Genomic DNA, 22,656 nt, shown 5'->3' with positions numbered 1-22,656 from the left:
GATGGAGACTGTATTACTACTATTATTAATTGCCAACCTAGCTGGACTCTTTCTGATTTGGCAAAGGCAGGATAAGCAAGACAAGTACCTAGCCAAGAGCTTGGAGGATCAAGCAGATCATTTATCAGACCAGTTGGATTACCACTTTGACCAAGCCAGACAAGCCAGTCAGTTAGACCAAAAAGATTTGGAAGTAGCTGTCAGCGACCGTTTGCAAGAAGTGCGAATGGAGTTGCACCAAGGCCTGACGCAAGTCCGTCAAGAAATGACAGATAATCTTTTGCAAACTAGAGATAAGACCGACCAACGCCTTCAAGCCCTGCAGGAATCAAATGAGCAACGTTTAGAACAAATGCGCCAGACGGTCGAGGAAAAGTTAGAGAAGACCTTGCAGACGCGCTTGCAGGCTTCCTTTGAGACAGTTTCCAAGCAATTGGAGTCTGTCAATCGTGGCCTAGGAGAAATGCAGACAGTTGCCCGCGATGTCGGTGCACTCAACAAGGTTCTCTCTGGAACCAAGACGCGAGGGATTCTGGGAGAATTGCAACTGGGGCAAATCATCGAAGACATCATGACTCCTAGCCAGTACGAACGAGAATTTGCAACAGTTGAAAACTCCAGTGAACGAGTAGAGTACGCTATCAAGTTGCCTGGACAGGGTGACCAGGAATACGTCTACCTACCGATTGACTCTAAGTTTCCATTGGCGGATTATTATCGCCTAGAAGAAGCCTATGAAGCAGGCGATAAGGACGAAATCGAACGTTGTCGCAAGTCACTCCTAGCTAGCGTCAAGCGCTTTGCCAAGGATATCAAGAGCAAGTATCTAGCGCCACCTCGGACGACCAATTTTGGAGTTTTATTTGTTCCGACAGAGGGACTCTACTCAGAAATCGTCCGCAATCCAGTCTTCTTTGATGACTTGAGACGGGAGGAGCAGATTATTGTCGCAGGTCCAAGTACCCTATCAGCCTTGCTTAACTCTCTATCAGTTGGCTTCAAAACTCTCAATATCCAAAAGAGTGCTGATCATATCAGCAAGACTCTTGCTAGTATCAAGACCGAGTTTGGCAAGTTTGGTGGCATTCTGGTCAAGGCACAAAAGCATCTCCAACATGCCTCTGGCAATATTGATGAATTATTGAACCGTCGTACCACAGCTATCGAGCGGACGCTCCGTCACATTGAGTTATCAGAAGGTGAGCCTGCGCTTGATCTACTCCATTTCCAAGAAGATGAGGAAGAATATGAAGATTAGTCACATGAAAAAAGATGAGCTGTTTGAAGGTTTTTACCTGATCAAATCAGCTGACCTGAGACAGACGCGTGCTGGGAAAAACTACCTAGCCTTTACCTTCCAAGACGATAGTGGCGAGATTGAAGGGAAGCTCTGGGATGCCCAACCTCATAACGTTGAGGCCTTTACTGCAGGGAAAGTCGTCCATATGCAGGGACGTCGAGAAGTTTATAACAACACTCCTCAAGTCAATCAGATCACGCTTCGTTTGCCTCAGCCTGGTGAACCCAACGATCCAGCTGACTTCAAGGTCAAGTCACCAGTCGATGTCAAGGAAATCCGTGACTACATGTCGCAAATGATTTTCAAGATAGAAAATCCTGTCTGGCAGCGTATCGTTCGCAGTCTCTATACCAAGTATGATAAGGAATTCTACTCCTATCCAGCTGCCAAGACCAACCACCATGCCTTTGAAACGGGTTTGGCCTATCATACAGCAACCATGGTGCGCTTGGCAGATGCCATTAGCGAGATCTATCCTCAGCTCAACAAGAGCCTGCTCTATGCTGGGATTATGCTGCACGACTTGGCTAAGGTTTTAGAACTCAGTGGTCCCGATCAGACGGAGTACACAGTGCGAGGAAATCTCCTTGGACATATCGCCCTGATAGATAGTGAGATTACCAAGACCGTCATGGAACTGGGCATCGATGATACTAGAGAAGAAGTGGTGCTACTGCGCCATGTCATCCTCAGTCACCATGGCTTGCTGGAGTATGGAAGTCCAGTCCGTCCACGCATTATGGAGGCAGAGATTATTCATATGATTGACAATCTAGATGCCAGCATGATGATGATGTCAACAGCTCTAGCTTTGGTGGACAAAGGAGAGATGACCAATAAAATCTTCGCTATGGACAATCGTTCCTTCTATAAACCAGATTTAGATTAATAATTTAAGAAAAACGAGCATTTTTTACGCAATAATGTTCGTTTTTTTATGTGAATGTGGTATAATGGATAAAATATCAAAATTAAATGGAATGGTAAATAAAAATGAAATTAAGAAGAAGTGATCGGATGGTTGTCATTTCCAACTATTTGATTAATAATCCATACAAACTAACAAGTCTCAACACCTTTGCAGAAAAGTACGAATCTGCTAAATCATCGATTTCAGAGGACATCGTGATTATCAAGCGTGCCTTTGAGGAAATCGAAATCGGCCATATTCAGACTGTGACTGGAGCAGGTGGTGGCGTTATCTTTACACCATCAATCTCGAGTCATGAAGCCAAAGAAATGATCGCAGACTTGCGTGACAAACTTTCAGAAAGCGACCGTATCTTGCCAGGTGGCTACATCTACCTGTCTGATTTGCTCAGTACACCTGCCATTTTGAAAAATATTGGGCGCATCATTGCCAAGAGCTTTATGGACCAAAAAATCGATGCCGTTATGACAGTAGCAACAAAAGGTGTGCCACTCGCAAATGCAGTTGCCAATGTCCTCAATGTTCCATTTGTCATTGTGCGCCGTGACTTGAAAATTACCGAAGGTTCAACGGTCAGCGTCAACTATGTTTCAGGTTCCAGCGGTGACCGTATTGAGAAAATGTTCCTTTCAAAACGCAGTCTCAAGGCAGGCAGTCGTGTCTTGATCGTGGATGACTTTTTGAAAGGCGGCGGAACGGTCAACGGGATGATTAGTCTCTTGCGTGAGTTTGACTCTGAACTAGCTGGCGTTGCAGTCTTTGCAGACAATGCCCAAGAAGAACGTGAAAAGCAGTTCGATTACAAGTCGCTCTTGAAAGTAACCAATATTGATGTTAAGAACCAATCCATCGATGTTGAGATTGGAAATATCTTTGACGAAGACAAATAAGAGATAGAACTAAAGGTTGGAACGATTGTCCCAGCCTTTCTTTGCAAACAGAATAGAAGGATGCTTATGAAAACACCATTTATCAGCCATGAAGATTTGGAAACGATTGTTGCAGAGTTCCCGACTCCCTTTCATTTATATGACGAGAAGGGAATTCGCGAAAAAGCAAGAGCCGTCAACAAAGCTTTTTCCTGGAACAAGGGCTTTAAGGAATATTTTGCAGTCAAGGCCACTCCAACCCCAGCCATCTTGAAAATCCTCAAAGAGGAAGGTTGTGGTGTGGACTGCTCTAGTTATGTAGAACTTTTGATGAGTCATAAACTGGATTTCCCTGGTTCTGAGATTATGTTCTCATCAAACAATACGCCAGACCAAGAATACGCTTATGCCCATGAATTAGGTGCAACCATTAACTTGGATGCCTTTGAAGACATTGAGCATCTAGAGCGAGCTACAGGTATCCCAGAAATCATCTCTTGTCGTTACAATCCAGGCGGAGTCTTTGAATTAGGAACAGACATCATGGACAATCCTGGGGAGGCTAAGTTTGGTATGACCAAGGATCAACTCTTTGAAGCCTTTGCTGTTTTGAAGGAAAAAGGAGCCAAGACTTTTGGGATTCATTCTTTCCTAGCATCCAATACCGTGACCCATCTCTACTACCCAGAGTTGGCCCGTCAGCTCTTTGAATTAGCTGTGGAAATCAAAGAAAAATTGGGCATTTCACTAGACTTTATTAATCTTTCAGGTGGGATCGGAGTCAACTATCGCCCAGACCAGGAGCCAAATGACATCGCTGTGATTGGTGAGGGAGTTCGTAAGGTTTATGAGGAAGTCCTTACACCGGCAGGTCTTGATCAGGTCAAGATTTTCACTGAATTGGGCCGTTTTATGTTAGCACCTCACGGAGTTCTCGTCACAAAAGTCACTCATAAGAAAAAAACTTATCGTACCTATCTAGGTGTGGATGCCTCGGCTGTCAACCTCATGCGCCCAGCCATGTACGGAGCTTACCACCATATCACCAATCTGACCCATCCAGACGGACCAGTTGAGGTTGTAGATGTGGTTGGTTCACTCTGTGAAAACAATGATAAATTTGCCATTAATCGCGAACTACCTCATACAGAAATCGGTGATTTACTGGTGATTCATGATACAGGTGCACATGGATTCTCCATGGGTTACCAGTACAATGCCAAACTACGCTCGGCTGAAATCCTCTATACTGAAGAAGGTAAAGCCCGCCAAATCCGCCGTGCAGAGCGCCCTGAGGACTATTTTGCAACCTTGTATGGTTTTGATTTTGAACCCGATCATTAAAAAAATGAAAATGAAAGTGAAAAACAGATTGCTTTCTAAAAAATAGACAAAAATCTTGTTTTTCCCTCAAGTCGTGATATAATAAAACTATAAAACGGTTTCAAGGAAGGTGACGATATGTCTGAAGAAACAATTGACTATGGACAAGTGACAGGAATGGTGCATTCGACAGAGAGTTTTGGGGCGGTAGATGGCCCTGGGATTCGTTTTATTGTCTTTTTGCAGGGCTGTCAGATGCGTTGCCAGTACTGTCATAACCCCGATACATGGGCTATGGAGACCAATAAATCACGCGAACGGACAGTAGATGATGTCTTGACAGAAGCCCTTCGCTATCGTGGTTTCTGGGGAGACAAGGGAGGAATCACTGTTAGTGGAGGAGAAGCCCTCTTGCAGATTGATTTCTTGATCGCCTTTTTTACCAAGGCTAAGGAAAAAGGAATTCACTGTACCTTGGACACCTGTGCCCTTCCTTTCCGTAACACACCACGTTATCTCGAAAAGTTTAATAAACTCATGGCTGTGACAGATTTGGTTCTCTTGGATATCAAGGAAATCAACGAAGAACAGCACAAGATTGTAACCAGCCAGACCAATAAAAACATCTTGGCCTGTGCCCGGTACCTATCAGATATCGGGAAGCCTGTTTGGATTCGCCATGTGCTGGTTCCAGGCTTAACAGACAGAGATGATGACTTGATCGAACTCGGTAAATTCGTCAAAACCCTCAAAAACGTTGACAAGTTTGAAATCCTACCTTATCACACTATGGGAGAATTCAAGTGGCGTGAACTTGGGATTCCATATTCACTTGAAGGGGTAAAGCCACCAACGGCAGATCGTGTCAAGAATGCTAAGGAACTTATGGATACAGAAAGTTATCAAGACTATATGAAACGTGTTCATGGATAACAAAGAAGCCTGATGGAAACATCGGGCTTTTGTGATGCAAAAAGACTTAGCCTTTCAGCTAAGCCTTTTGAGTCTTATCTAGATCGTTGTTTGCCAGAGTTGCGGTTTTTCTTTTTCTTATTGGTTGTGATAGCCTGAGGCTGCTTAGGAGTCACATCTTTTCTTGCACCTGCAGAAGGGCTGACTTTCGGAGGGTTCTTTTCGTATTCTTCACGTACTTTTTGACGAAGTTTTGGACGAACGACATAGTTGACGATAAACTGTTGGAGAATCATCATGAAACCACCGACAACCCAGTAAAGTGTCACACTGGCTGGTGAGAAGAGGGAGAAGATAACAATCATGAGTGGGCTCATGTAGATCATTTTCTTAAGTTGTTCTCTTTGCATCTCGTCTTCTACTCCATGAAGCGAGAGGAGAGATTGGATGTAGTAAAGAATACCTGCAAAGGCTACGAGGAGCATGCTTGGTGAGCCTAGTTCGATACCGAGAAAGCTAGATCCTGCGACCCCTTCAGTATGTTGGGCTGCAAAGTAGATAGCAGAGAAGAAAGGCATTTGGAGCAAGATAGGGAAACATCCGACGCCTCCTAGCATGCTGATACCATGTTCTTTTTGGGCGGCAAAGAGAGCTTGTTGAGCCTCAAGTTTTTCTTCTTGAGTTGTTGCTTCTTTGAGACGGGTTTGATGTGGTTCAAGCACATGTTTGAGAGCGTTCATCTTTTCAGAGTGAAGTGTCGCCTTCCATGATTGGTAGATACCGAGTGGCAAGATAATCAAACGCACGATAATGGTGACGATGATAATCCCCATCCCAAAACCAAGTCCCATATCATTAGCAAAGTATTTGATAGCCTCTGCCATAGGCGCTCCGATGGTGTTCCAGATAAATCCTGTTGGTTCTCCAGTCGTTTTATCAACAGAAACACAACCTGTCAAGACGAGTAGCATAGCCACTCCCATAGCAGAGAGGGCAAAACGTTTAATAGATTTCAATGTTTTCATTCCTTCTATAAAAATTATACCTTTCTATTCTACTGTTTTTTTGTAAAATATACAATAGTTCTCAAGACCTAATTTGCGACTTTGAAGTCCGAGTAGGATGAAAAGTTGCTCATTTGCACATCCAGATAGGTAACTTTTGAAAAAGGCGTTGGACCTTTACGGATTTCTTGGATAAATTTTGCCATAGTGGCAGAGGAGTCTGCCTGAGCAAGAATTTCCACTGTGCCATCGTCATTATTCCAGACACGACCAGTGATGCCACCGATTTCAAGCGCTAGAGTATAAACACCCCAGCGAAAACCAACACCCTGCACCCTACCTTGGGCAATCATTCTAACCTTTTGCATACTAACCCCCTTTAATTGTGTTATAATATTTCTATGACTATTATAACCTCAAAAGCCAATTCTGTGGTAAAAAATACCAAGAAATTACATCAAAAAAAATATCGAAAGTCTGCTTATTTGATTGAGGGCTGGCACTTGTTTGAAGAAGCTGTTCAATCTGGAGTGACGATTGAGAAGATTTTTGCCCTGGAAAGTTACCGAGATCGGTTAGCTGCTTTTCCTCAAACTGTCTGGGTTTCAGAGGAGATTTTGCGGGACTTGGCAGATACGCAAACCCCTCAAGGGATTGTTGCAGTGATTCAAAAAGAAGAAATGGGGCAGCCTGATCTTCGTCAAGGTAAGTTTCTATTTTTAGAAGATGTCCAAGATCCTGGCAATGTTGGCACCATGATTCGGACTGCGGATGCGGCCGGTTTCACAGGAGTCATTGTTTCAGATAAGTCGGCGGATATCTACAGTCTCAAGACCTTGCGTTCCATGCAAGGAAGTCATTTCCACTTGCCCATCTATCGGATGTCTCGTGCTTCCTTTATAGAAGAGGCAAAGAAGAGCAATTTGCCCATTCTGGTAACGACCTTATCAAGAGATTCCAAGGATTATCGTGATCTTTCTCCCCTAGAAGACTTTGTTTTAGTCATGGGAAATGAAGGACAGGGGATTAGTTCTGTCATGGCTGAGAGTGCTGATCAGCTGGTTCATATTGGCATGAAAGGTCGGGCAGAGAGCCTCAACGTGGCAGTTGCCGCAGGTATTTTGATGTTTTATTTCAGCTAATTTATAAAAACTTTGTTATAATCAAGACATATTTATAGAAAAAGGAGAATCGGAATGAATCAAACGATTATTCAAGAACGTTCAGGTCTCAATCAATTTTACGCTAAGGTATATGCCTTTGTGGGACTTGGGATTGGTCTGTCAGCTCTCGTGTCAGCTTTGATGTTGACAGTCTTTCAGTCCCAATTAGTCTACTTTTTAATGCATGGTCGTCTCTGGTTGATGATTGCAACTTTTGCAGAACTTGGTCTGGTCTTTGTCGCAAGTAGTATGGCTGCTAAAAACAGCCCAGCGGCTCTCCCAGTATTTTTAATTTATTCTGTTTTAAATGGCTTCACACTTAGCTTTATCGTAGCCTTCTATACACCTGGGACCGTCTTATCAGCCTTTGTATCCAGCGCCCTTCTCTTCTTTGTCATGGCAGCAATCGGAATTTTCACTAAGAAAGATTTAAGTGGAATGGGTCGAGCTCTGATGGCGGCGCTTGTCGGCCTCATCATTGCCATGATTGTGAATATTTTCTTGGCTAGTGGCTTCTTTGACTACATGATTAGTATTGCCATGGTTTTGGTTTTCTCAGGTTTGATTGCTTGGGACAACCAAAAGATTCGCTATGTTTATGAGCAGTCAAGAGGGCAAGTAGCAACAGGCTGGGTCATCTCAATGGCGCTCAGCATCTACCTAGACTTTATCAACCTCTTCCTTAGCATCTTACGAATCTTTGGTCGAAACGATTAAAGAATTATAGAGTCAGTATTCGAAAGTGCGCTGACTTTTTCTTATTTACTCTTTCCTTTTCCTGAAAATAGGTGTATAATGCTTTTAACTAATTTTTTAGGAGTAGTTATGAAGAAAAGCTTTATTCATCAGCAAGAAGAAATTTCCTTTGTGAAGAACACTTTTACCCAGTATTTGAAAGATAAGTTAGAAGTTGTCGAGGTTCAAGGTCCTATCTTGAGCAAGGTCGGCGATGGTATGCAGGACAACCTGTCCGGTGTCGAACATCCAGTATCTGTCAAGGTCTTGCAGATTCCAGATGAAACCTATGAAGTCGTTCACTCACTAGCCAAATGGAAACGCCACACCTTGGCTCGCTTTGGTTTTGGAGAAGGAGAAGGCCTATTTGTCCACATGAAGGCTCTTCGTCCAGATGAAGATTCACTGGATGCGACCCACTCTGTTTATGTAGACCAGTGGGACTGGGAAAAAGTGATTCCAAATGGAAAACGCAATATCGCTTATCTTAAAGAAACAGTTGAAAAGATTTACAAGGCTATTCGTCTGACAGAGCTAGCAGTGGAAGCTCGCTATGATATCGAATCAATCTTGCCAAAACAAATCACCTTTATCCATACAGAAGAGTTGGTAGAACGTTACCCAGACTTGACACCAAAAGAGCGTGAAAATGCGATCTGTAAAGAGTTTGGTGCAGTCTTCTTGATTGGTATTGGTGGAGAGTTACCAGATGGAAAACCTCATGATGGCCGTGCGCCTGACTACGATGACTGGACAACAGAGTCTGAGAATGGCTACAAGGGGCTAAATGGAGATATTCTGGTTTGGAACGAATCTCTTGGTTGTGCCTTTGAACTTTCCTCAATGGGGATTCGGGTAGATGAAGACACGCTTCGTCGCCAAGTTGCCCTTACAGGAGACGAAGATCGTCTTGAGTTGGAATGGCATAAGGCTCTGCTTAACGGCCTTTTCCCATTGACAATCGGTGGGGGTATCGGACAGTCTCGGATGGCCATGTTCCTGCTTCGTAAGAAACACATTGGAGAAGTTCAGACCAGTGTCTGGCCTCAAGAAGTCCGCGATACTTACGAAAATATCTTGTAGGGAATCGAACCGTAAGGTTCGGTTTTCTTTCTCTTTTTGCCTATAATTTGGTATAATAAACGGTATGAAAATCGTATCAGGAATCTACGGAGGGCGTCCCCTCAAGACGCTAGAAGGCAAGACGACGAGGCCGACATCAGATAAGGTGCGTGGAGCTATCTTTAACATGATAGGCCCCTATTTTGAGGGTGGTCGTGTCTTGGATCTTTATGCTGGCAGTGGCGGTCTATCTATTGAGGCAGTATCGCGTGGCATGTCCCATGCTGTCTTAGTGGAACGGGATCGAAAGGCACAAGCTATCACCGCTGAAAATATCCAGATGACCAAAGAAGTTTCTAAATTTCAGCTCTTAAAGATGGATGCGGAGCGTGCTTTGGAGCAAGTAACAGGTCCTTTTGATCTGGTCTTTTTAGACCCTCCATACGCAAAAGAACAAATTGTTGCAGATATCGAAAAAATGGCAGAAAGAAACCTTTTCTCCGAAGAGATCATGGTCGTCTGCGAAACCGATAAGTCTGTAGAACTTCCAGAAGAAATCGCCTGCTTAGGCATCTGGAAGGAAAAAATATATGGGATTAGTAAGGTGACAGTCTATGTCAGATAAAATTGGATTATTTACAGGATCATTTGATCCGATGACAAATGGACATCTGGGCATCATTGAACGTGCCAGCAAACTCTTTGATAAGCTCTATGTCGGGGTTTTCTACAATCCCCACAAACAAGGCTTTCTCCCTGTTGAAAATCGCAAACGAGCAGTTGAAAAAGCTGTGGCGCATTTAGGTAATGTAGAGGTGTTGGCTTCTCATGACCAGCTAGTCGTCGATGTTGCAAGAAGACTGGGTGCTAATACCCTTGTCCGTGGCTTGCGGAATGCCACAGACTTGCAATATGAATCTAGTTTTGATTACTACAATCATCAACTGGCTCCAAAAATCGAAACCATTTACCTATATAGTCGCCCAGAGCATCTTTATATCAGCTCTTCAGCCGTGAGAGAACTTCTGAAGTTTGGTCAGGAGATTCAGCAATATGTCCCAAACAGTGTTGTGGAGGAATTAGAACATGAAGAAAAAAACTAGATGGCCCTTATATGTCATCCTAGCACTAGTATTGACTTTTTTAGCCTTTGTAGTACCTTTACCTTACTACATAGAAGTTCCAGGTGGAGCGGAAGATATTCGTCAAGTTTTAAAAGTCAATGAAGCAGAAGACACAGAAGCAGGAGCTTACCAGTTTGTAACAGTCGGTATTCGACATGCAACTTTGTCGCATCTTGTTTATGCTTGGCTGACTCCATTTACGGATATTAGAAGCGCTCAGGAGACTACGGGTGGCTCTACTGATGCAGAGTTTATGCGGATCAATCAGTTCTACATGCAAACATCCCAAAATATGGCCAAGTATCAAGGCTTGAAGACGGCTGGCAAGGATATCGAGCTCAAGTACTTGGGAGTTTATGTCTTGACCGTGACAGAAAATTCAACTTTTAAGGGCATTCTGAACATTGCGGATACAGTGACGGCTGTTAATGACAAAACGTTTGACAGTTCCAAAGACTTGATTGATTATGTCAACTCTCAAAAACTAGGAGATCCAGTCAAGGTGACCTATGAAGAAGACGGAAGAGTCAAGACTGCTGAAGGTAAAATTATCACTCTCGAAAACGGGAAAAACGGAATTGGGATTGGTTTGATTGACCGTACGGAAGTGACAAGTGATGTTCCCATTCGCTTCTCCACAGCTGGTATCGGCGGTCCCAGTGCCGGTCTTATGTTTAGTCTAGCTATTTACACCCAGATAGCAGATCCAGGACTTCGTAATGGCCGCATCGTTGCGGGAACTGGAACCATTGATCGCGATGGAAATGTTGGTGACATCGGTGGAATTGACAAAAAAGTAGTTGCAGCCTCTCGTCAGGGAGCCAACATCTTTTTTGCTCCTGACAATCCAGTCACCGAAGAAGCAAAAAAAGCAGATCCCAATGCGAAAAGCAACTATGAAACAGCCCTAGAAGCTGCTAAAACAATCAAGACAGAGATGAAAATCGTGCCTGTAAAAACCTTGCAGGATGCGATTGATTACCTTAAAAACAATCCCTAATCCGTAGAAAAATCGAAAACTAGCGCGTAAGCGGATAAGATGGTATAATAGTCAAATGGTTCAATTATTATTCACTCTAAGTAGTCATATACTCTTTATTTATTTGAGTTTTTACCTTTTGAAGGACCTTGTGAGATGGGAAAAGGTTTTAAAAGTGACCGCTACTAACACAAAAAAAGTTCGTTTGTTGGTCGGCTTCTTTAGTATTGTAATGGGCTACATCTTGAGTTCATTCTTTATCAGTTTGTACCAACTGTGGCAAGAAGCGTTTATAGGACTGTTATAAAATCAAAAGTAAAGGAAAAACTATGGAAAAAATTGTGGTTCAAGGCGGAGATAATCGTCTGGTCGGGAGTGTGACCATCGAGGGAGCAAAGAATGCCGTCTTACCTTTGTTGGCAGCGACTATTCTAGCAAGCAAGGGTAAGACAGTCTTGCAGAATGTTCCAATCTTGTCAGATGTTTTCACCATGAATCAAGTGGTTCGAGGTCTGAATGCCAAGGTGGACTTTGATGAGGAAGCTCATGTTGTCGAGGTCGATGCGACTGGTGATATCACTGAGGAAGCTCCGTATAAGTATGTCAGCAAGATGCGGGCATCCATCGTTGTCTTGGGACCAATCCTTGCTCGTGTAGGCCATGCCAAGGTATCCATGCCAGGAGGTTGCACTATTGGGAGTCGTCCGATTGATCTCCACCTCAAGGGTTTGGAAGCTATGGGGGCTAAGATCAGCCAGACAGCTGGTTACATTGAAGCCAAGGCGGAATGCCTGCATGGCGCTCATATCTACATGGACTTTCCTAGTGTCGGCGCAACACAAAACCTGATGATGGCAGCAACTCTAGCTGATGGTGTGACAGTGATAGAAAATGCTGCGCGTGAACCAGAAATTGTTGACCTTGCTATTCTCCTTAATGAAATGGGGGCCAAGGTCAAGGGAGCTGGTACCGAAACAATCACAGTGACTGGTGTCGAGGAACTCCATGGTACGACTCATAATGTGGTACAGGACCGTATCGAAGCTGGGACCTTTATGGTAGCGGCAGCTATGACAGGTGGAGATGTCCTCATTCGAGATGCAGTCTGGGAACACAATCGCCCCTTGATTGCCAAACTCCTTGAAATGGGAGTTGAGGTGACAGAGGAGTCGGAAGGTATTCGTGTCCGTTCTCAACTGGAAAATCTCAAGGCTGTTCATGTAAAAACCTTGCCACATCCAGGATTCCCGACAGATATGCAGGCTCAATTTACAGCGCTGATGACAGTCGTAAAAGGGGAATCCACCATGGTGGAAACGGTGTTTGAGAATCGCTTCCAACACTTAGAGGAAATGCGCCGTATGGGCTTGCATTCGGAGATTATCCGTGATACAGCCCGTATTGTTGGGGGACAGGCTTTACAGGGGGCAGAAGTTCTATCAACGGACCTTCGCGCTAGTGCGGCCTTGATTCTGACAGGTTTGGTAGCGCAGGGAGAAACAGTTGTTGGTAAGTTAGTCCACCTTGATAGAGGTTACTATCGCTTCCATGAGAAGTTAGCTCAGCTAGGAGCAAAGATTCAGCGGATTGAGGTTAAGGATGAAGAATAAAAACATACGTTATGTACTCCGTCGCTTACTGTTGATTTTTATCGTACTCTTGCTGGGATTCCTCGCTTTAGGAATCGGCTTGATGATCGGCTACGGGATTCTAGGAAAGGGACAGGATCCATGGGCGATTTTGTCTCCAGCAAAGTGGCAGGAATTGATTAGCAAATTTACAGGAAATTAGACTGGGAGACCAGTCTTTTTCTAAAGAAATAAGGAGAAAAATGAACAAAAAAACGAGACAGTCCCTGGTAGGGTTACTTATATTCTTACTCTTGGCTGCTGGTAGCTATTATATCAAGCAGATGCAGTCGACATCAAACACGCCTAAAACCAAAGTTAGTCAGAAAAAACAAGCTTCAGAAGCTCCCAGTCAGGAGCTGGCTGAAAGTGTCTTAACTGAGTCAATCAAAAACCAAATCAAAGGGGGGCTCGAGTGGAATGGAGCAGGGGCCTTTGTCGTTAATGGTAATAAAACCAATCTAGATGCCAAGGTTTCTAGCAAACCCTATGCGGATAATAAAACAAAACCAGTCGGGAACGAGACAGTCCCAACTGTTGCCAATGCCCTCTTATCCAAAGCCACTCGACAGTATAAGAATCGTGAAGAGACTGGAAATGGATCCACCTCTTGGACGCCACCAGGATGGCACCAGGTTAAAAATCTAAAGGGAGCCTATACACATGCAGTCGATAGAGGGCATTTGCTGGGCTATGCCTTAATAGGTGGTTTGGATGGTTTTGATGCCTCTACCAGCAATCCCAAGAACATTGCAGTCCAGACAGCTTGGGCAAACCAAGCACAGGCTGAGGATTCGACAGGGCAGAACTACTATGAGAGTTTGGTCAGAAAAGCCTTGGACCAAAATAAGAGGGTTCGTTACCGCGTGACACTTCACTATGCGACAAATGAGGACCTAGTTCCATCCGCTTCACAAATAGAAGCCAAGTCTTCAGATGGCGAATTGGAATTCAACGTCCTGATACCAAATGTTCAAAAGGGAATCCAGCTTGATTACCGAACAGGTCAAGTCACGGTGACAAACTAGAAACAATCTACAAAAGAACAAAAATCGCTCCTTTGTTTATCATACGATAAGGGAGCGATCGTGCAAATTAGAAAATAATGTGATTCCTACGCAGATTTATGATATAATGGAACGCAAGATACTATTTTAGGAGAAAGACCATGGAAGACCCGAGCAGTCAGGATTTGTTACTGCAATTTGTACTTTTAGTTGTATTGACCTTTTTAAATGCCTTTTTCTCAGCTACAGAAATGGCTATGGTGTCACTAAACCGTGCCCGAGTAGAGCAAAAAGCAGAAGAAGGAGATAAACGTTATATACGTTTGTTAAAGGTACTTGAAAACCCTAATCACTTTTTATCAACGATTCAAGTCGGTATCACCTTGATCACGATCTTGTCAGGGGCCAAATTGGCGGATACCCTTGGACAAGTGTTCGCATCTTGGATGGGAAGCGGAGAGACGGCTTACGCCATTGCAAGTTTCCTCTCTTTGGCATTCTTGACCTATATCTCCATTGTTTTTGGTGAGCTCTATCCTAAGAGAATCGCTCTAAATCTGAAAGATACCTTGGCTATCCGAACAGCACCAATCATTATTGGTTTGGGAAAAATTGTCAGCCCCTTTGTCTGGCTGTTATCTGCTTCAACTAATTTATTGAGTCGTGTGACACCAATGACCTTTGATGATGCTGATGAAAAGATGACACGTGATGAAATAGAGTACATGCTCACCAATAGTGAAGAAACACTAGATGCAGATGAGATTGAAATGCTACAGGGGATCTTTTCTCTAGATGAACTAATGGCTCGTGAGCTAATGGTACCTCGTACAGACGCCTTTATGGTGGATATTCAGGATGACAGTAAGGCGATTATCGAAAGTATTTTGAAGCAAAATTTCTCACGTATTCCCGTTTATGACGGTGATAAGGACAATGTGATTGGTTTGATTCATACCAAGCGTTTGTTAAACGCCGCCTATGCAGATGGCTTTGAAAATATTGTCTGGAAACGAATCCTCCAAACACCACTCTTTGTACCTGAGACCATCTTTGTGGACGACCTCCTTAAAGAGCTTCGAAATACCCAAAATCAAATGGCTATCTTACTAGACGAATACGGCGGTATGGCTGGTTTGGTAACTCTGGAGGATCTCCTAGAAGAGATTGTCGGCGAAATTGATGATGAAACGGACAGGGCAGAAATCGAAGTCCATCAAATCGGTGAGGATACCTATATTGCACAAGGAACCATGAATCTTAACGACTTCAACGACTACTTTGGCGTTGAACTAGAAAGCGATGATGTGGATACTATCGCCGGTTATTATTTGACGGGTGTTGGTACGATTCCAACAACTGAAAAAATCAGTTATGAACTGGTCAGTCAAAACAAGCAGATCGTCCTGACCAATGATAAGGTGAAAAATGGACGTGTTACCAAGGTAAAAGTTCAAATCATAGAACTAGAACCTGAAGAAGAAACCGAGTAAAACAGTGATTTTCGTCACTGTTTTCTATTCGCCCCAAAAGTTTTTTCAAAGTTATCCTTATTTATCCGAAGAAAAAAACAAAAAAGCCCGATTTACGGGCTTTTCATTCGGTTAATTCCTGTTACTTCAGGTACTGAAAGGCGGTAGACGGATTTGAACCGACGATCAAGCTTTTGCAGAGCCGTGCCTTACCACTTGGCTATACCGCCTCAACGTTTAATATTATACCTTGAAAATGATTCTACGTCAATAGTTTCTTAATCGAAAATCCAATTTAGAAGCTTGCCCTTTCTGATTGGATGGAAAAATGGGGAGAGAAAATCTGAAAATCAGGCTTTATAGAGCCTTAACTTCCCTTTTGATTCCATAGATAGCAAACAAAGAATAGAAAAATTTGATAAATGAAAGTTTTTTGTGGTTACACGCCTAAATATTCTGAAAATTCGTTTACTTTTTGAGAAATCTATGGTATAATTGGCAATAAGCCTAAATTTTTTAAGAGGAGTTATATACATGAAAAAAAGTAGAGTATTTGTTACAGCAGGTATTGCTTTATTGACAGCAGGAGTACTAGCTGCTTGCAGTTCTTCAAAAACATCTGATTCAGCAGCACCAAAAACTTTTGGTTATGTTTATTCATCTGACCCAGAAACATTGGATTACCTCATTTCAGGGAAACAAAGTACTAAATTAGCCACTTCAAATGGTATTGATGGTCTCTTTACGAATGACAAATATGGGAATTTGACTCCTGCAGTTGCAGAAGACTGGTCAGTTTCAAAAGATGGTTTGACCTATACCTATAAGATTCGTAAAGGTGTCAAATGGTTCACCTCTGAGGGGGAAGAATATGCTGAAGTGACAGCTAAAGACTTTGTAAATGGTTTAAAACACGCAGCAGATAAAAAGTCAGAAGCGCTTTATCTAGCAGAGAATTCTGTTAAAGGTTTGTCTGACTATTTGGCAGGAAATTCAAAAGACTTTTCTACAGTAGGTGTTAAGGCAGTTGATGATTATACTCTTGAGTATACATTGAACCAACCAGAACCATACTGGAACTCTAAGATGGCTTACTCAATCTTCTGGCCATTAAATGAAGAATTTGAAAAATCAAAAGGGGATGATTTTGCCAAACCAACGGATCCTACATCATTACTTTACAATGGTCCGTTCTTGCTGAAAGGTTTGACTGCCAAGTCTTCTATCGAGTTTGCGAAGAATGAACAATATTGGGATAAGGAAAATGTTCATCTTGATAAAGTCACCCTCGCTTTCTATGACGGATCAGACCAAGAGTCTCTTGAACGGAACTTTACAAGTGGAGCCTATAGCTATGCTCGTCTCTTCCCCACAAGTTCAAACTACTCTAAAGTAGCGGAGACCTACAAAGACAATATCTACTACACACCAGCTGGACCAGGAATCACTGGTTTGGGTGTAAATATTGACCGTCAAAGTTACAAATACACCGCTAAAACAATTGACGAAGAAAAAACGTCAACTAAGAAAGCCCTTCTTAACAAAGACTTCCGTCAGGCCTTGAACTTTGCCGTTGACCGTACAGCTTATTCAGCGCAAATCAATGGTAAAGAAGGTGCTCCTCTTGCAGTTCGTAACCTCTTTGTAAAACCAGACTTTGTCTCTGCGGGTGACAAGACCTTCGGTGACTTGGTAACTGAGAAGATGGCAGCTTATGGTGATGAGTGGAAGAACGTAAACTTTGCGGATGGTCAAGATGGACTCTTCAACGCAGATAAGGCCAAAGCAGAACTTGCAAAAGCTAAAACTGCATTAGAAGCTGAAGGGGTGAAATTCCCAATCCATTTGGATATTCCAGTAGATCAAACAAACAAAGGGTATGTTGCTCGTATCCAATCCTTCAAACAGACAGTTGAAAAAGTGCTCGGAGAAGAAAACGTAGTCATTGATATTCATCAAATTTCTAAAGATGAGGCATTGAATATCACATACCATGCACCAAATGCAGCAGCAGAGGACTGGGATCTTTCAGGTGCCGTTGGATGGAATCCAGACTATGAAGATCCATCAACTTACCTTGATATCCTCAAATCAACAAACAAGTCGCAAACCAAGACATACATGGGATTTGACGATCCAGCGAACCCAGCAGTTGACAAAGTTGGCTTGAAAGAATACGATAAGTTAGTTGATGAAGCCGCTAAAGAAACCAGTGATTTGAATGTTCGTTATGAGAAATACGCTGCAGCTCAAGCTTGGTTGACAGATAGCTCTCTCTTTATCCCTGCCATGTCTGGTAGCGGTGCAGCACCATTCATTTCTCGTGTAGTACCATTCACAGCTTCTTATAGCCAATCTGGAGACAAGAGTTCAGACCTTTACTTCAAATACATTAAATTACAAAGTAAGACTGTAACAAAAGCGGAATATGAACAAGCTCGTGAAAAATGGCTCAAAGAGAAAAAAGAATCAAACGAAAAAGTTCAAAAAGAATTGGCTAATCACGTTAAATAAATAACTCTCAAGAGAACTTTCTCTCCATGAGGAGAAGGTTCTTTTGGGATTTTAAAAGGAAACGATATGAAGAAATATATTTTTATGCGTGTATTGCGTTCATTGGTGTCTATCTTTCTGGTGACAACCTTGACCTACACGATTATCTATACGATGGTTCCTCGAAAACTGATTTTCAAGCAGGATACCAACTATAACAAGATTGCAACGACGGCTGATAAGCGGGATAATTATGAAAACACCGTTTATGAGCGGATGGGCTATATCGAGTACTACGATACCAAGGAGTTGCAAGAAAAAGCAAGCACAGTGGACTCTTCTGTAACAGTTGATGCCAATGATACCAATAAGGCAATCTACGAAAAATACATTAACCAACTGGGAAATGGTTGGACACTCGGTGTATTCTCAGAAAGTGGTCAATTCTACGCTACGCGTGAAATTCCGATTTTTGAACGTGTTTTCAAATTCTATTCAAACTTGATTGATATTGATCATACAAACAAGATTCAAGACCCTGAAAATCCAAACTTGCAACGTTATCTTCGTTTTGAAAATGACCCTGCTATCGGTTGGTCATTGGTTGGTTCAGGAACAAAACATAAATACCTTTTGTATTTCAACAATCAATTCCCATTTGTACACCAAAATTTTGTGAACATTAACTTGGGAGATTCTTACCCAACTTATGCAAACACACCAGTACTTCAAGTTATCACACAAGGTCAGGGACAAACTAAGACATCAGAAGTTCAATTCCCTACGGGTAAAAAGACTTCCTCTGTAGATATTTACTCTCGTACCTACAAGTCACCAAGTCAAGCAGATGCGCGTGAGGTAGCTAACTATGGCAAAGACGATCCATATACAGCTACAGAAAGCAATTATCAATATCCATCAATGATTGCAAGCTCGGCTGTTGCTGGTTTGATCGGTTTGATTATTTCTTATGCGATTGCTATTCCACTTGGATCTGCCATGGCTCGTCACAAGAACACTTGGATTGACAGCTTCTCGACAGGTGCTCTGACCTTCTTGCTTGCCCTTCCAACGATTGCCTTGGTTTACATAGTGCGTTTGATTGGATCATCCATTGGTCTTCCAGATTCATTCCCTATCTTGGGGGCTGGAGATTGGCGTTCTTATGTCCTGCCGGCAGTTATTCTAGGTCTATTGGGTGCGCCAAGTATAGCTATCTGGATCCGTCGTTACATGATCGACTTGCAATCTCAGGACTTTGTACGTTTTGCTCGTGCAAAAGGACTGTCTGAAAAAGAAATTTCAAATAAACACATCTTTAAAAATGCCATGGTTCCTTTGGTTTCAGGTATTCCTGGTGCCGTAATCGGGGTTATTGGTGGTGCAACATTGACAGAAACGGTCTTCGCTTTCCCAGGTATGGGTAAAATGTTGATTGACTCTGTTAAGGCATCAAACAACTCAATGGTAGTTGGTCTCGTCTTCATCTTCACATGTATTTCTATCTTCTCACTCTTTGTAGGAGATATCTGGATGACCATGCTTGACCCACGTATTAAATTGACAGAGAAAGGAGGCAAATAATGTCAACAATCGGAAAAGAAAAATTTCAGTTCGTAAAACGTGACGATTTTGCCTCTGAAACAATTGATGCTCCTGCCTATTCATATTGGGGTTCTGTATTTAGACAGTTTCTAAAGAAAAAATCAACAGTCTTTATGCTAGGAATTTTGGTTGCCATTATCTTGATGAGCTTTATTTACCCAATGTTCTCAGATTTTGACTTCAACGATGTAAGTAAGGTCAATGACTTCTCTGCTCGTTTTATCAAGCCCAATGCTGAGCATTGGTTTGGTACAGATAGCAATGGTAAATCCTTGTTTGACGGGGTTTGGTTTGGGGCGCGTAACTCTATCCTCATCTCTGTCATTGCCACTTTTATCAACCTTGTGATTGGAGTTATTGTTGGTGGAATTTGGGGAATTTCAAAATCCGTTGACCGCGTCATGATGGAAGTTTATAACATTATTTCAAACATTCCATCTCTCTTGATTGTCATTGTCTTGACTTACTCAATTGGTGCTGGTTTCTGGAATTTGATTTTTGCCATGAGTGTGACAACTTGGATTGGGATTGCTTATATGATTCGTATCCAAATCATGCGTTACCGTGACTTGGAATACAACCTTGCTTCTCAAACACTTGGAACGCCAACCTTTAAAATCATCGTTAAAAACATCATGCCACAATTGGTATCTGTTATTGTTTCTACAATGACCTTGATGTTGCCAAGTTTCATCTCTTATGAAGCCTTCCTTTCCTTCTTTGGATTGGGATTGCCTGTAACAGTGCCAAGTTTGGGACGTTTGATCTCAGATTACTCACAAAACGTTACGACCAACGCTTACTTGTTCTGGATTCCGTTGACAACCTTGATCTTGGTATCCCTATCTCTTTTCGTTGTTGGTCAAAACCTAGCGGACGCTAGTGATCCACGTACACATAGATAGGAGTAGACATGACAAAAGAAAATAATGTAATTTTGACTGCTCGTGATATTGTCGTGGAATTTGACGTTCGTGACAAAGTTCTGACGGCTATCCGAGGAGTTTCTCTGGACCTGATTGAAGGAGAAGTTCTTGCCTTGGTAGGTGAGTCCGGTTCTGGTAAATCTGTTTTAACAAAAACCTTTACAGGGATGTTAGAAGACAACGGACGTATTGCCCAAGGAAGCATCGACTATCGTGGACAAGACTTGACCGCTCTTACTTCTAACAAAGAATGGGAGAAGATTCGTGGTGCTAAAATTGCGACTATCTTCCAAGACCCTATGACAAGTTTGGACCCAATCAATACAATCGGTAGCCAAATCACAGAAGTTATCGTTAAACACCAAGGGAAAACAGCTAAGGAAGCCAAAGAGATGGCAATCGACTATATGAACAAAGTCGGAATTCCAGACGCTGAAAAACGTTTTGACGAGTATCCTTTCCAATATTCTGGAGGGATGCGCCAACGTATCGTTATTGCCATTGCCCTTGCTTGTCGTCCAGATATCTTGATCTGTGACGAGCCAACAACGGCCCTTGATGTAACCATTCAAGCGCAAATCATTGATTTGCTTAAAACCTTGCAAAATGAGTACCACTTTACTATTATCTTTATCACCCATGACCTTGGTGTGGTAGCGAGTATTGCAGATAAGGTAGCGGTCATGTATGCTGGGGAAATTGTAGAATACGGAACCGTTGAGGAAGTCTTCTATGATCCACGTCATCCATATACTTGGAGTCTCTTGTCTAGCCTGCCTCAGCTCGCTGATGACAAAGGGGAATTGTACTCTATCCCAGGAACACCACCGTCTCTTTATACTGCGTTGAAAGGTGATGCTTTTGCCCTTCGTTCAGATTATGCGATGCAAATTGATTTTGAAGAGAAGGCACCTAAGTTTTCAGTCACTGATACCCACTGGGCTAAGACTTGGTTGCTCCATGAGAATGCTCCTAAAGTTGAAAAACCTGGAGTCATTGCAGATTTGCATGACAAGATTCGTGATAAAATGGGCTTTGCTCATCTAGAAGACTAGGAGGAAGGAAATGTCTGAAAAATTAGTAGAAATTAAAGATTTAGAAATTTCCTTCGGTGAAGGAAGTAAGAAGTTTGTGGCGGTTAAAAANGCCAACTTCTTTATCAACAAGGGAGAAACCTTCTCTCTTGTAGGTGAGTCTGGTAGTGGGAAAACAACGATTGGTCGTGCCATTATTGGTCTAAATAATACCAGTAAAGGTGAAATCATCTTTGATGGCCAGAAAATCAATGGAAAAAAATCTCATAAGGAATCAGCAGACTTAATCCGTCGTATCCAGATGATTTTCCAGGACCCTGCAGCCAGCTTGAATGAGCGTGCGACAGTTGACTATATCATCTCTGAAGGTCTTTACAACTACCACTTGTTCAAAGACGAAGAAGATCGAAAAGAAAAAGTTCAAAAGATGATTCATGAAGTTGGACTTTTGAAAGAACACCTGACCCGCTATCCACACGAGTTTTCTGGTGGTCAACGTCAGCGTATCGGGATTGCCCGTGCCCTTGTGATGGAACCTGATTTCGTTATTGCGGATGAGCCAATCTCTGCCTTGGACGTATCAGTGCGTGCGCAAGTCTTGAACTTGCTCAAGAAGTTCCAAAAAGAGTTGGGCTTGACCTATCTCTTTATCGCGCATGACTTGTCAGTTGTTCGCTTTATCTCAGATCGTATCGCGGTTATCTATAAGGGAGTTATCGTCGAAGTGGCAGAGACAGAGGAGTTGTTTAACAATCCTGTCCACCCATATACTCAGGCGCTTCTATCTGCTGTACCGATTCCAGATCCAATCCTGGAACGCAAGAAGGTCTTGAAAGTTTACGATCCTGACCAACATGATTATGAGACAGACAAGCCATCTATGGTAGAAATTCGTCCAGGTCACTATGTTTGGGCTAACCAAGCGGAAGTTGCTCGATACAAAGAAGCTCTTAAAAAATAAACAGACTAGGAGAGGACCGAAAGGTCTTCTCATTTTTTTGTTTACGGGAGTCATCTAGTTGTGAATTTTTTTAAAAAAGTGCTGAAAAAGGCTTGACAAAGGGATTCGGGGGGGGGGGGGGGGGGGGG

At 42.7% G+C, this 22,656-nt stretch carries 23 protein-coding genes and 1 tRNA gene; 21 read left to right on the top strand and 3 right to left on the bottom strand.

What is annotated here, in order from left to right; all coding sequences use genetic code 11:
* The first annotated feature begins 1 nt into the window (after nucleotide 1).
* From D8802_RS03985 to pflA, 5 genes are all read left to right on the top strand, one after another.
* Complete coding sequence (locus D8802_RS03985; RefSeq protein ID WP_185758192.1) at nucleotides 2-1,258, top strand: DNA recombination protein RmuC; 1,257 nt, start codon at nucleotides 2-4, stop codon at nucleotides 1,256-1,258.
* Nucleotides 1,248-2,189 carry a 3'-5' exoribonuclease YhaM family protein gene (locus tag D8802_RS03980; RefSeq protein ID WP_042903155.1) on the top strand — a complete coding sequence of 314 codons (942 nt, stop codon included), beginning with the start codon at nucleotides 1,248-1,250 and terminating at the stop codon, nucleotides 2,187-2,189. Before D8802_RS03985 ends, D8802_RS03980 begins: the two co-directional genes overlap by 11 nt.
* A gap of 104 nt (nucleotides 2,190-2,293) precedes the next feature.
* Nucleotides 2,294-3,121 (top strand): pur operon repressor, encoded by an 828-nt coding sequence (purR, locus tag D8802_RS03975; RefSeq protein WP_002874197.1) that lies wholly within the window; start codon nucleotides 2,294-2,296, stop codon nucleotides 3,119-3,121.
* 66 nt (nucleotides 3,122-3,187) lie between these two features.
* Nucleotides 3,188-4,444 (top strand): diaminopimelate decarboxylase, encoded by a 1,257-nt coding sequence (locus D8802_RS03970; protein WP_125394871.1) that lies wholly within the window; start codon nucleotides 3,188-3,190, stop codon nucleotides 4,442-4,444.
* A 117-nt stretch (nucleotides 4,445-4,561) separates the two neighbouring features.
* Nucleotides 4,562-5,356 carry a pyruvate formate-lyase-activating protein gene (pflA, locus tag D8802_RS03965; protein ID WP_125394870.1) on the top strand — a complete coding sequence of 265 codons (795 nt, stop codon included), beginning with the start codon at nucleotides 4,562-4,564 and terminating at the stop codon, nucleotides 5,354-5,356.
* Between the two features lie 74 nt (nucleotides 5,357-5,430).
* On the opposite strand, the gene yidC is transcribed toward pflA, so the two are convergent.
* Nucleotides 5,431-6,351: a membrane protein insertase YidC gene (gene yidC, locus D8802_RS03960; RefSeq protein WP_125394998.1), complete on the bottom strand. Its 921-nt coding sequence runs from the start codon at nucleotides 6,349-6,351 to the stop codon at nucleotides 5,431-5,433.
* 77 nt (nucleotides 6,352-6,428) lie between these two features.
* Nucleotides 6,429-6,707, bottom strand: coding sequence for an acylphosphatase (locus tag D8802_RS03955; RefSeq protein ID WP_001174620.1), 279 nt, complete (start codon nucleotides 6,705-6,707; stop codon nucleotides 6,429-6,431).
* A 33-nt stretch (nucleotides 6,708-6,740) separates the two neighbouring features.
* Between D8802_RS03955 and D8802_RS03950 the strand changes: the two genes are divergently transcribed.
* The 11 genes from D8802_RS03950 (at nucleotide 6,741) to D8802_RS03900 (ending at nucleotide 15,530) form a co-directional block, all read left to right on the top strand.
* On the top strand, nucleotides 6,741-7,481 hold the full coding sequence (locus D8802_RS03950; RefSeq protein ID WP_125394869.1) for a TrmH family RNA methyltransferase: 741 nt from the start codon (nucleotides 6,741-6,743) through the stop codon (nucleotides 7,479-7,481).
* A 54-nt stretch (nucleotides 7,482-7,535) separates the two neighbouring features.
* Complete coding sequence (locus D8802_RS03945) at nucleotides 7,536-8,219, top strand: Bax inhibitor-1/YccA family protein (protein ID WP_125394868.1); 684 nt, start codon at nucleotides 7,536-7,538, stop codon at nucleotides 8,217-8,219.
* Between the two features lie 108 nt (nucleotides 8,220-8,327).
* Nucleotides 8,328-9,320, top strand: coding sequence for an aspartate--ammonia ligase (asnA, locus tag D8802_RS03940; protein ID WP_125394867.1), 993 nt, complete (start codon nucleotides 8,328-8,330; stop codon nucleotides 9,318-9,320).
* 64 nt (nucleotides 9,321-9,384) lie between these two features.
* Complete coding sequence (rsmD, locus tag D8802_RS03935; protein ID WP_125394866.1) at nucleotides 9,385-9,924, top strand: 16S rRNA (guanine(966)-N(2))-methyltransferase RsmD; 540 nt, start codon at nucleotides 9,385-9,387, stop codon at nucleotides 9,922-9,924.
* A complete protein-coding gene (coaD, locus tag D8802_RS03930; protein ID WP_125394865.1) occupies nucleotides 9,914-10,402 on the top strand; it encodes a pantetheine-phosphate adenylyltransferase in 489 nt (162 codons plus the stop codon). Before rsmD ends, coaD begins: the two co-directional genes overlap by 11 nt.
* Nucleotides 10,386-11,423: a SepM family pheromone-processing serine protease gene (locus tag D8802_RS03925; RefSeq protein WP_125394864.1), complete on the top strand. Its 1,038-nt coding sequence runs from the start codon at nucleotides 10,386-10,388 to the stop codon at nucleotides 11,421-11,423. Before coaD ends, D8802_RS03925 begins: the two co-directional genes overlap by 17 nt.
* A gap of 55 nt (nucleotides 11,424-11,478) precedes the next feature.
* Nucleotides 11,479-11,709 (top strand): DUF1146 family protein, encoded by a 231-nt coding sequence (locus D8802_RS03920; protein WP_125394863.1) that lies wholly within the window; start codon nucleotides 11,479-11,481, stop codon nucleotides 11,707-11,709.
* A 22-nt stretch (nucleotides 11,710-11,731) separates the two neighbouring features.
* Complete coding sequence (murA, locus tag D8802_RS03915) at nucleotides 11,732-13,012, top strand: UDP-N-acetylglucosamine 1-carboxyvinyltransferase (protein WP_125394862.1); 1,281 nt, start codon at nucleotides 11,732-11,734, stop codon at nucleotides 13,010-13,012.
* Nucleotides 13,002-13,193 carry a DNA-directed RNA polymerase subunit beta gene (locus D8802_RS03910; RefSeq protein WP_000791880.1) on the top strand — a complete coding sequence of 64 codons (192 nt, stop codon included), beginning with the start codon at nucleotides 13,002-13,004 and terminating at the stop codon, nucleotides 13,191-13,193. The genes murA and D8802_RS03910 overlap by 11 nt, the downstream gene beginning before the upstream one ends.
* Before the next feature lie 40 nt (nucleotides 13,194-13,233).
* Complete coding sequence (locus D8802_RS03905; protein ID WP_125394861.1) at nucleotides 13,234-14,058, top strand: DNA/RNA non-specific endonuclease; 825 nt, start codon at nucleotides 13,234-13,236, stop codon at nucleotides 14,056-14,058.
* A 140-nt stretch (nucleotides 14,059-14,198) separates the two neighbouring features.
* Nucleotides 14,199-15,530 carry a hemolysin family protein gene (locus D8802_RS03900; protein WP_125394860.1) on the top strand — a complete coding sequence of 444 codons (1,332 nt, stop codon included), beginning with the start codon at nucleotides 14,199-14,201 and terminating at the stop codon, nucleotides 15,528-15,530.
* Nucleotides 15,531-15,668: 138 nt separating this feature from the next.
* Here D8802_RS03900 and D8802_RS03895 read toward each other — a convergent pair.
* Nucleotides 15,669-15,739 (bottom strand) — tRNA-Cys (locus D8802_RS03895).
* A 304-nt stretch (nucleotides 15,740-16,043) separates the two neighbouring features.
* Here D8802_RS03895 and D8802_RS03890 point away from each other — a divergent pair.
* From D8802_RS03890 to D8802_RS03870, 5 genes are all read left to right on the top strand, one after another.
* Complete coding sequence (locus tag D8802_RS03890; protein WP_125394859.1) at nucleotides 16,044-18,023, top strand: peptide ABC transporter substrate-binding protein; 1,980 nt, start codon at nucleotides 16,044-16,046, stop codon at nucleotides 18,021-18,023.
* A gap of 66 nt (nucleotides 18,024-18,089) precedes the next feature.
* Nucleotides 18,090-19,586 (top strand): ABC transporter permease, encoded by a 1,497-nt coding sequence (locus D8802_RS03885; RefSeq protein ID WP_125394858.1) that lies wholly within the window; start codon nucleotides 18,090-18,092, stop codon nucleotides 19,584-19,586.
* Nucleotides 19,586-20,512 (top strand): oligopeptide ABC transporter permease OppC, encoded by a 927-nt coding sequence (gene oppC / locus D8802_RS03880; protein ID WP_000103934.1) that lies wholly within the window; start codon nucleotides 19,586-19,588, stop codon nucleotides 20,510-20,512. Before D8802_RS03885 ends, oppC begins: the two co-directional genes overlap by 1 nt.
* Before the next feature lie 8 nt (nucleotides 20,513-20,520).
* Nucleotides 20,521-21,588: an ABC transporter ATP-binding protein gene (locus D8802_RS03875; protein ID WP_125394857.1), complete on the top strand. Its 1,068-nt coding sequence runs from the start codon at nucleotides 20,521-20,523 to the stop codon at nucleotides 21,586-21,588.
* A gap of 10 nt (nucleotides 21,589-21,598) precedes the next feature.
* Entirely contained in the window at nucleotides 21,599-22,528 is a 930-nt protein-coding gene (locus D8802_RS03870; RefSeq protein WP_125394856.1) for an ATP-binding cassette domain-containing protein, read from the top strand.
* The last annotated feature ends 128 nt before the right edge of the window (nucleotides 22,529-22,656 follow it).

Source organism: Streptococcus oralis (assembly GCF_003943395.1).
Taxonomy (GTDB): domain Bacteria; phylum Bacillota; class Bacilli; order Lactobacillales; family Streptococcaceae; genus Streptococcus; species Streptococcus oralis_BF.
The sequence above is the reverse complement of the archived record's forward strand: the minus strand, read 5'-3'. Positions and strand labels throughout refer to the sequence as shown.

Bases quoted from the DNA above. Each gene is read 5' to 3' on its own strand.
- D8802_RS03985 (WP_185758192.1), top strand. From the start codon at position 2: ATGGAGACTGTATTACTACTATTATTAATTGCCAACCTAGCTGGACTC.
- D8802_RS03980 (WP_042903155.1), top strand. From the start codon at position 1,248: ATGAAGATTAGTCACATGAAAAAAGATGAGCTGTTTGAAGGTTTTTAC.
- purR (WP_002874197.1), top strand. From the start codon at position 2,294: ATGAAATTAAGAAGAAGTGATCGGATGGTTGTCATTTCCAACTATTTG.
- D8802_RS03970 (WP_125394871.1), top strand. From the start codon at position 3,188: ATGAAAACACCATTTATCAGCCATGAAGATTTGGAAACGATTGTTGCA.
- pflA (WP_125394870.1), top strand. From the start codon at position 4,562: ATGTCTGAAGAAACAATTGACTATGGACAAGTGACAGGAATGGTGCAT.
- D8802_RS03955 (WP_001174620.1), bottom strand. From the start codon at position 6,707: ATGCAAAAGGTTAGAATGATTGCCCAAGGTAGGGTGCAGGGTGTTGGT.
- D8802_RS03950 (WP_125394869.1), top strand. From the start codon at position 6,741: ATGACTATTATAACCTCAAAAGCCAATTCTGTGGTAAAAAATACCAAG.
- D8802_RS03945 (WP_125394868.1), top strand. From the start codon at position 7,536: ATGAATCAAACGATTATTCAAGAACGTTCAGGTCTCAATCAATTTTAC.
- asnA (WP_125394867.1), top strand. From the start codon at position 8,328: ATGAAGAAAAGCTTTATTCATCAGCAAGAAGAAATTTCCTTTGTGAAG.
- rsmD (WP_125394866.1), top strand. From the start codon at position 9,385: ATGAAAATCGTATCAGGAATCTACGGAGGGCGTCCCCTCAAGACGCTA.
- coaD (WP_125394865.1), top strand. From the start codon at position 9,914: ATGTCAGATAAAATTGGATTATTTACAGGATCATTTGATCCGATGACA.
- D8802_RS03925 (WP_125394864.1), top strand. From the start codon at position 10,386: ATGAAGAAAAAAACTAGATGGCCCTTATATGTCATCCTAGCACTAGTA.
- D8802_RS03920 (WP_125394863.1), top strand. From the start codon at position 11,479: ATGGTTCAATTATTATTCACTCTAAGTAGTCATATACTCTTTATTTAT.
- murA (WP_125394862.1), top strand. From the start codon at position 11,732: ATGGAAAAAATTGTGGTTCAAGGCGGAGATAATCGTCTGGTCGGGAGT.
- D8802_RS03910 (WP_000791880.1), top strand. From the start codon at position 13,002: ATGAAGAATAAAAACATACGTTATGTACTCCGTCGCTTACTGTTGATT.
- D8802_RS03905 (WP_125394861.1), top strand. From the start codon at position 13,234: ATGAACAAAAAAACGAGACAGTCCCTGGTAGGGTTACTTATATTCTTA.
- D8802_RS03900 (WP_125394860.1), top strand. From the start codon at position 14,199: ATGGAAGACCCGAGCAGTCAGGATTTGTTACTGCAATTTGTACTTTTA.
- D8802_RS03890 (WP_125394859.1), top strand. From the start codon at position 16,044: ATGAAAAAAAGTAGAGTATTTGTTACAGCAGGTATTGCTTTATTGACA.
- D8802_RS03885 (WP_125394858.1), top strand. From the start codon at position 18,090: ATGAAGAAATATATTTTTATGCGTGTATTGCGTTCATTGGTGTCTATC.
- oppC (WP_000103934.1), top strand. From the start codon at position 19,586: ATGTCAACAATCGGAAAAGAAAAATTTCAGTTCGTAAAACGTGACGAT.
- D8802_RS03875 (WP_125394857.1), top strand. From the start codon at position 20,521: ATGACAAAAGAAAATAATGTAATTTTGACTGCTCGTGATATTGTCGTG.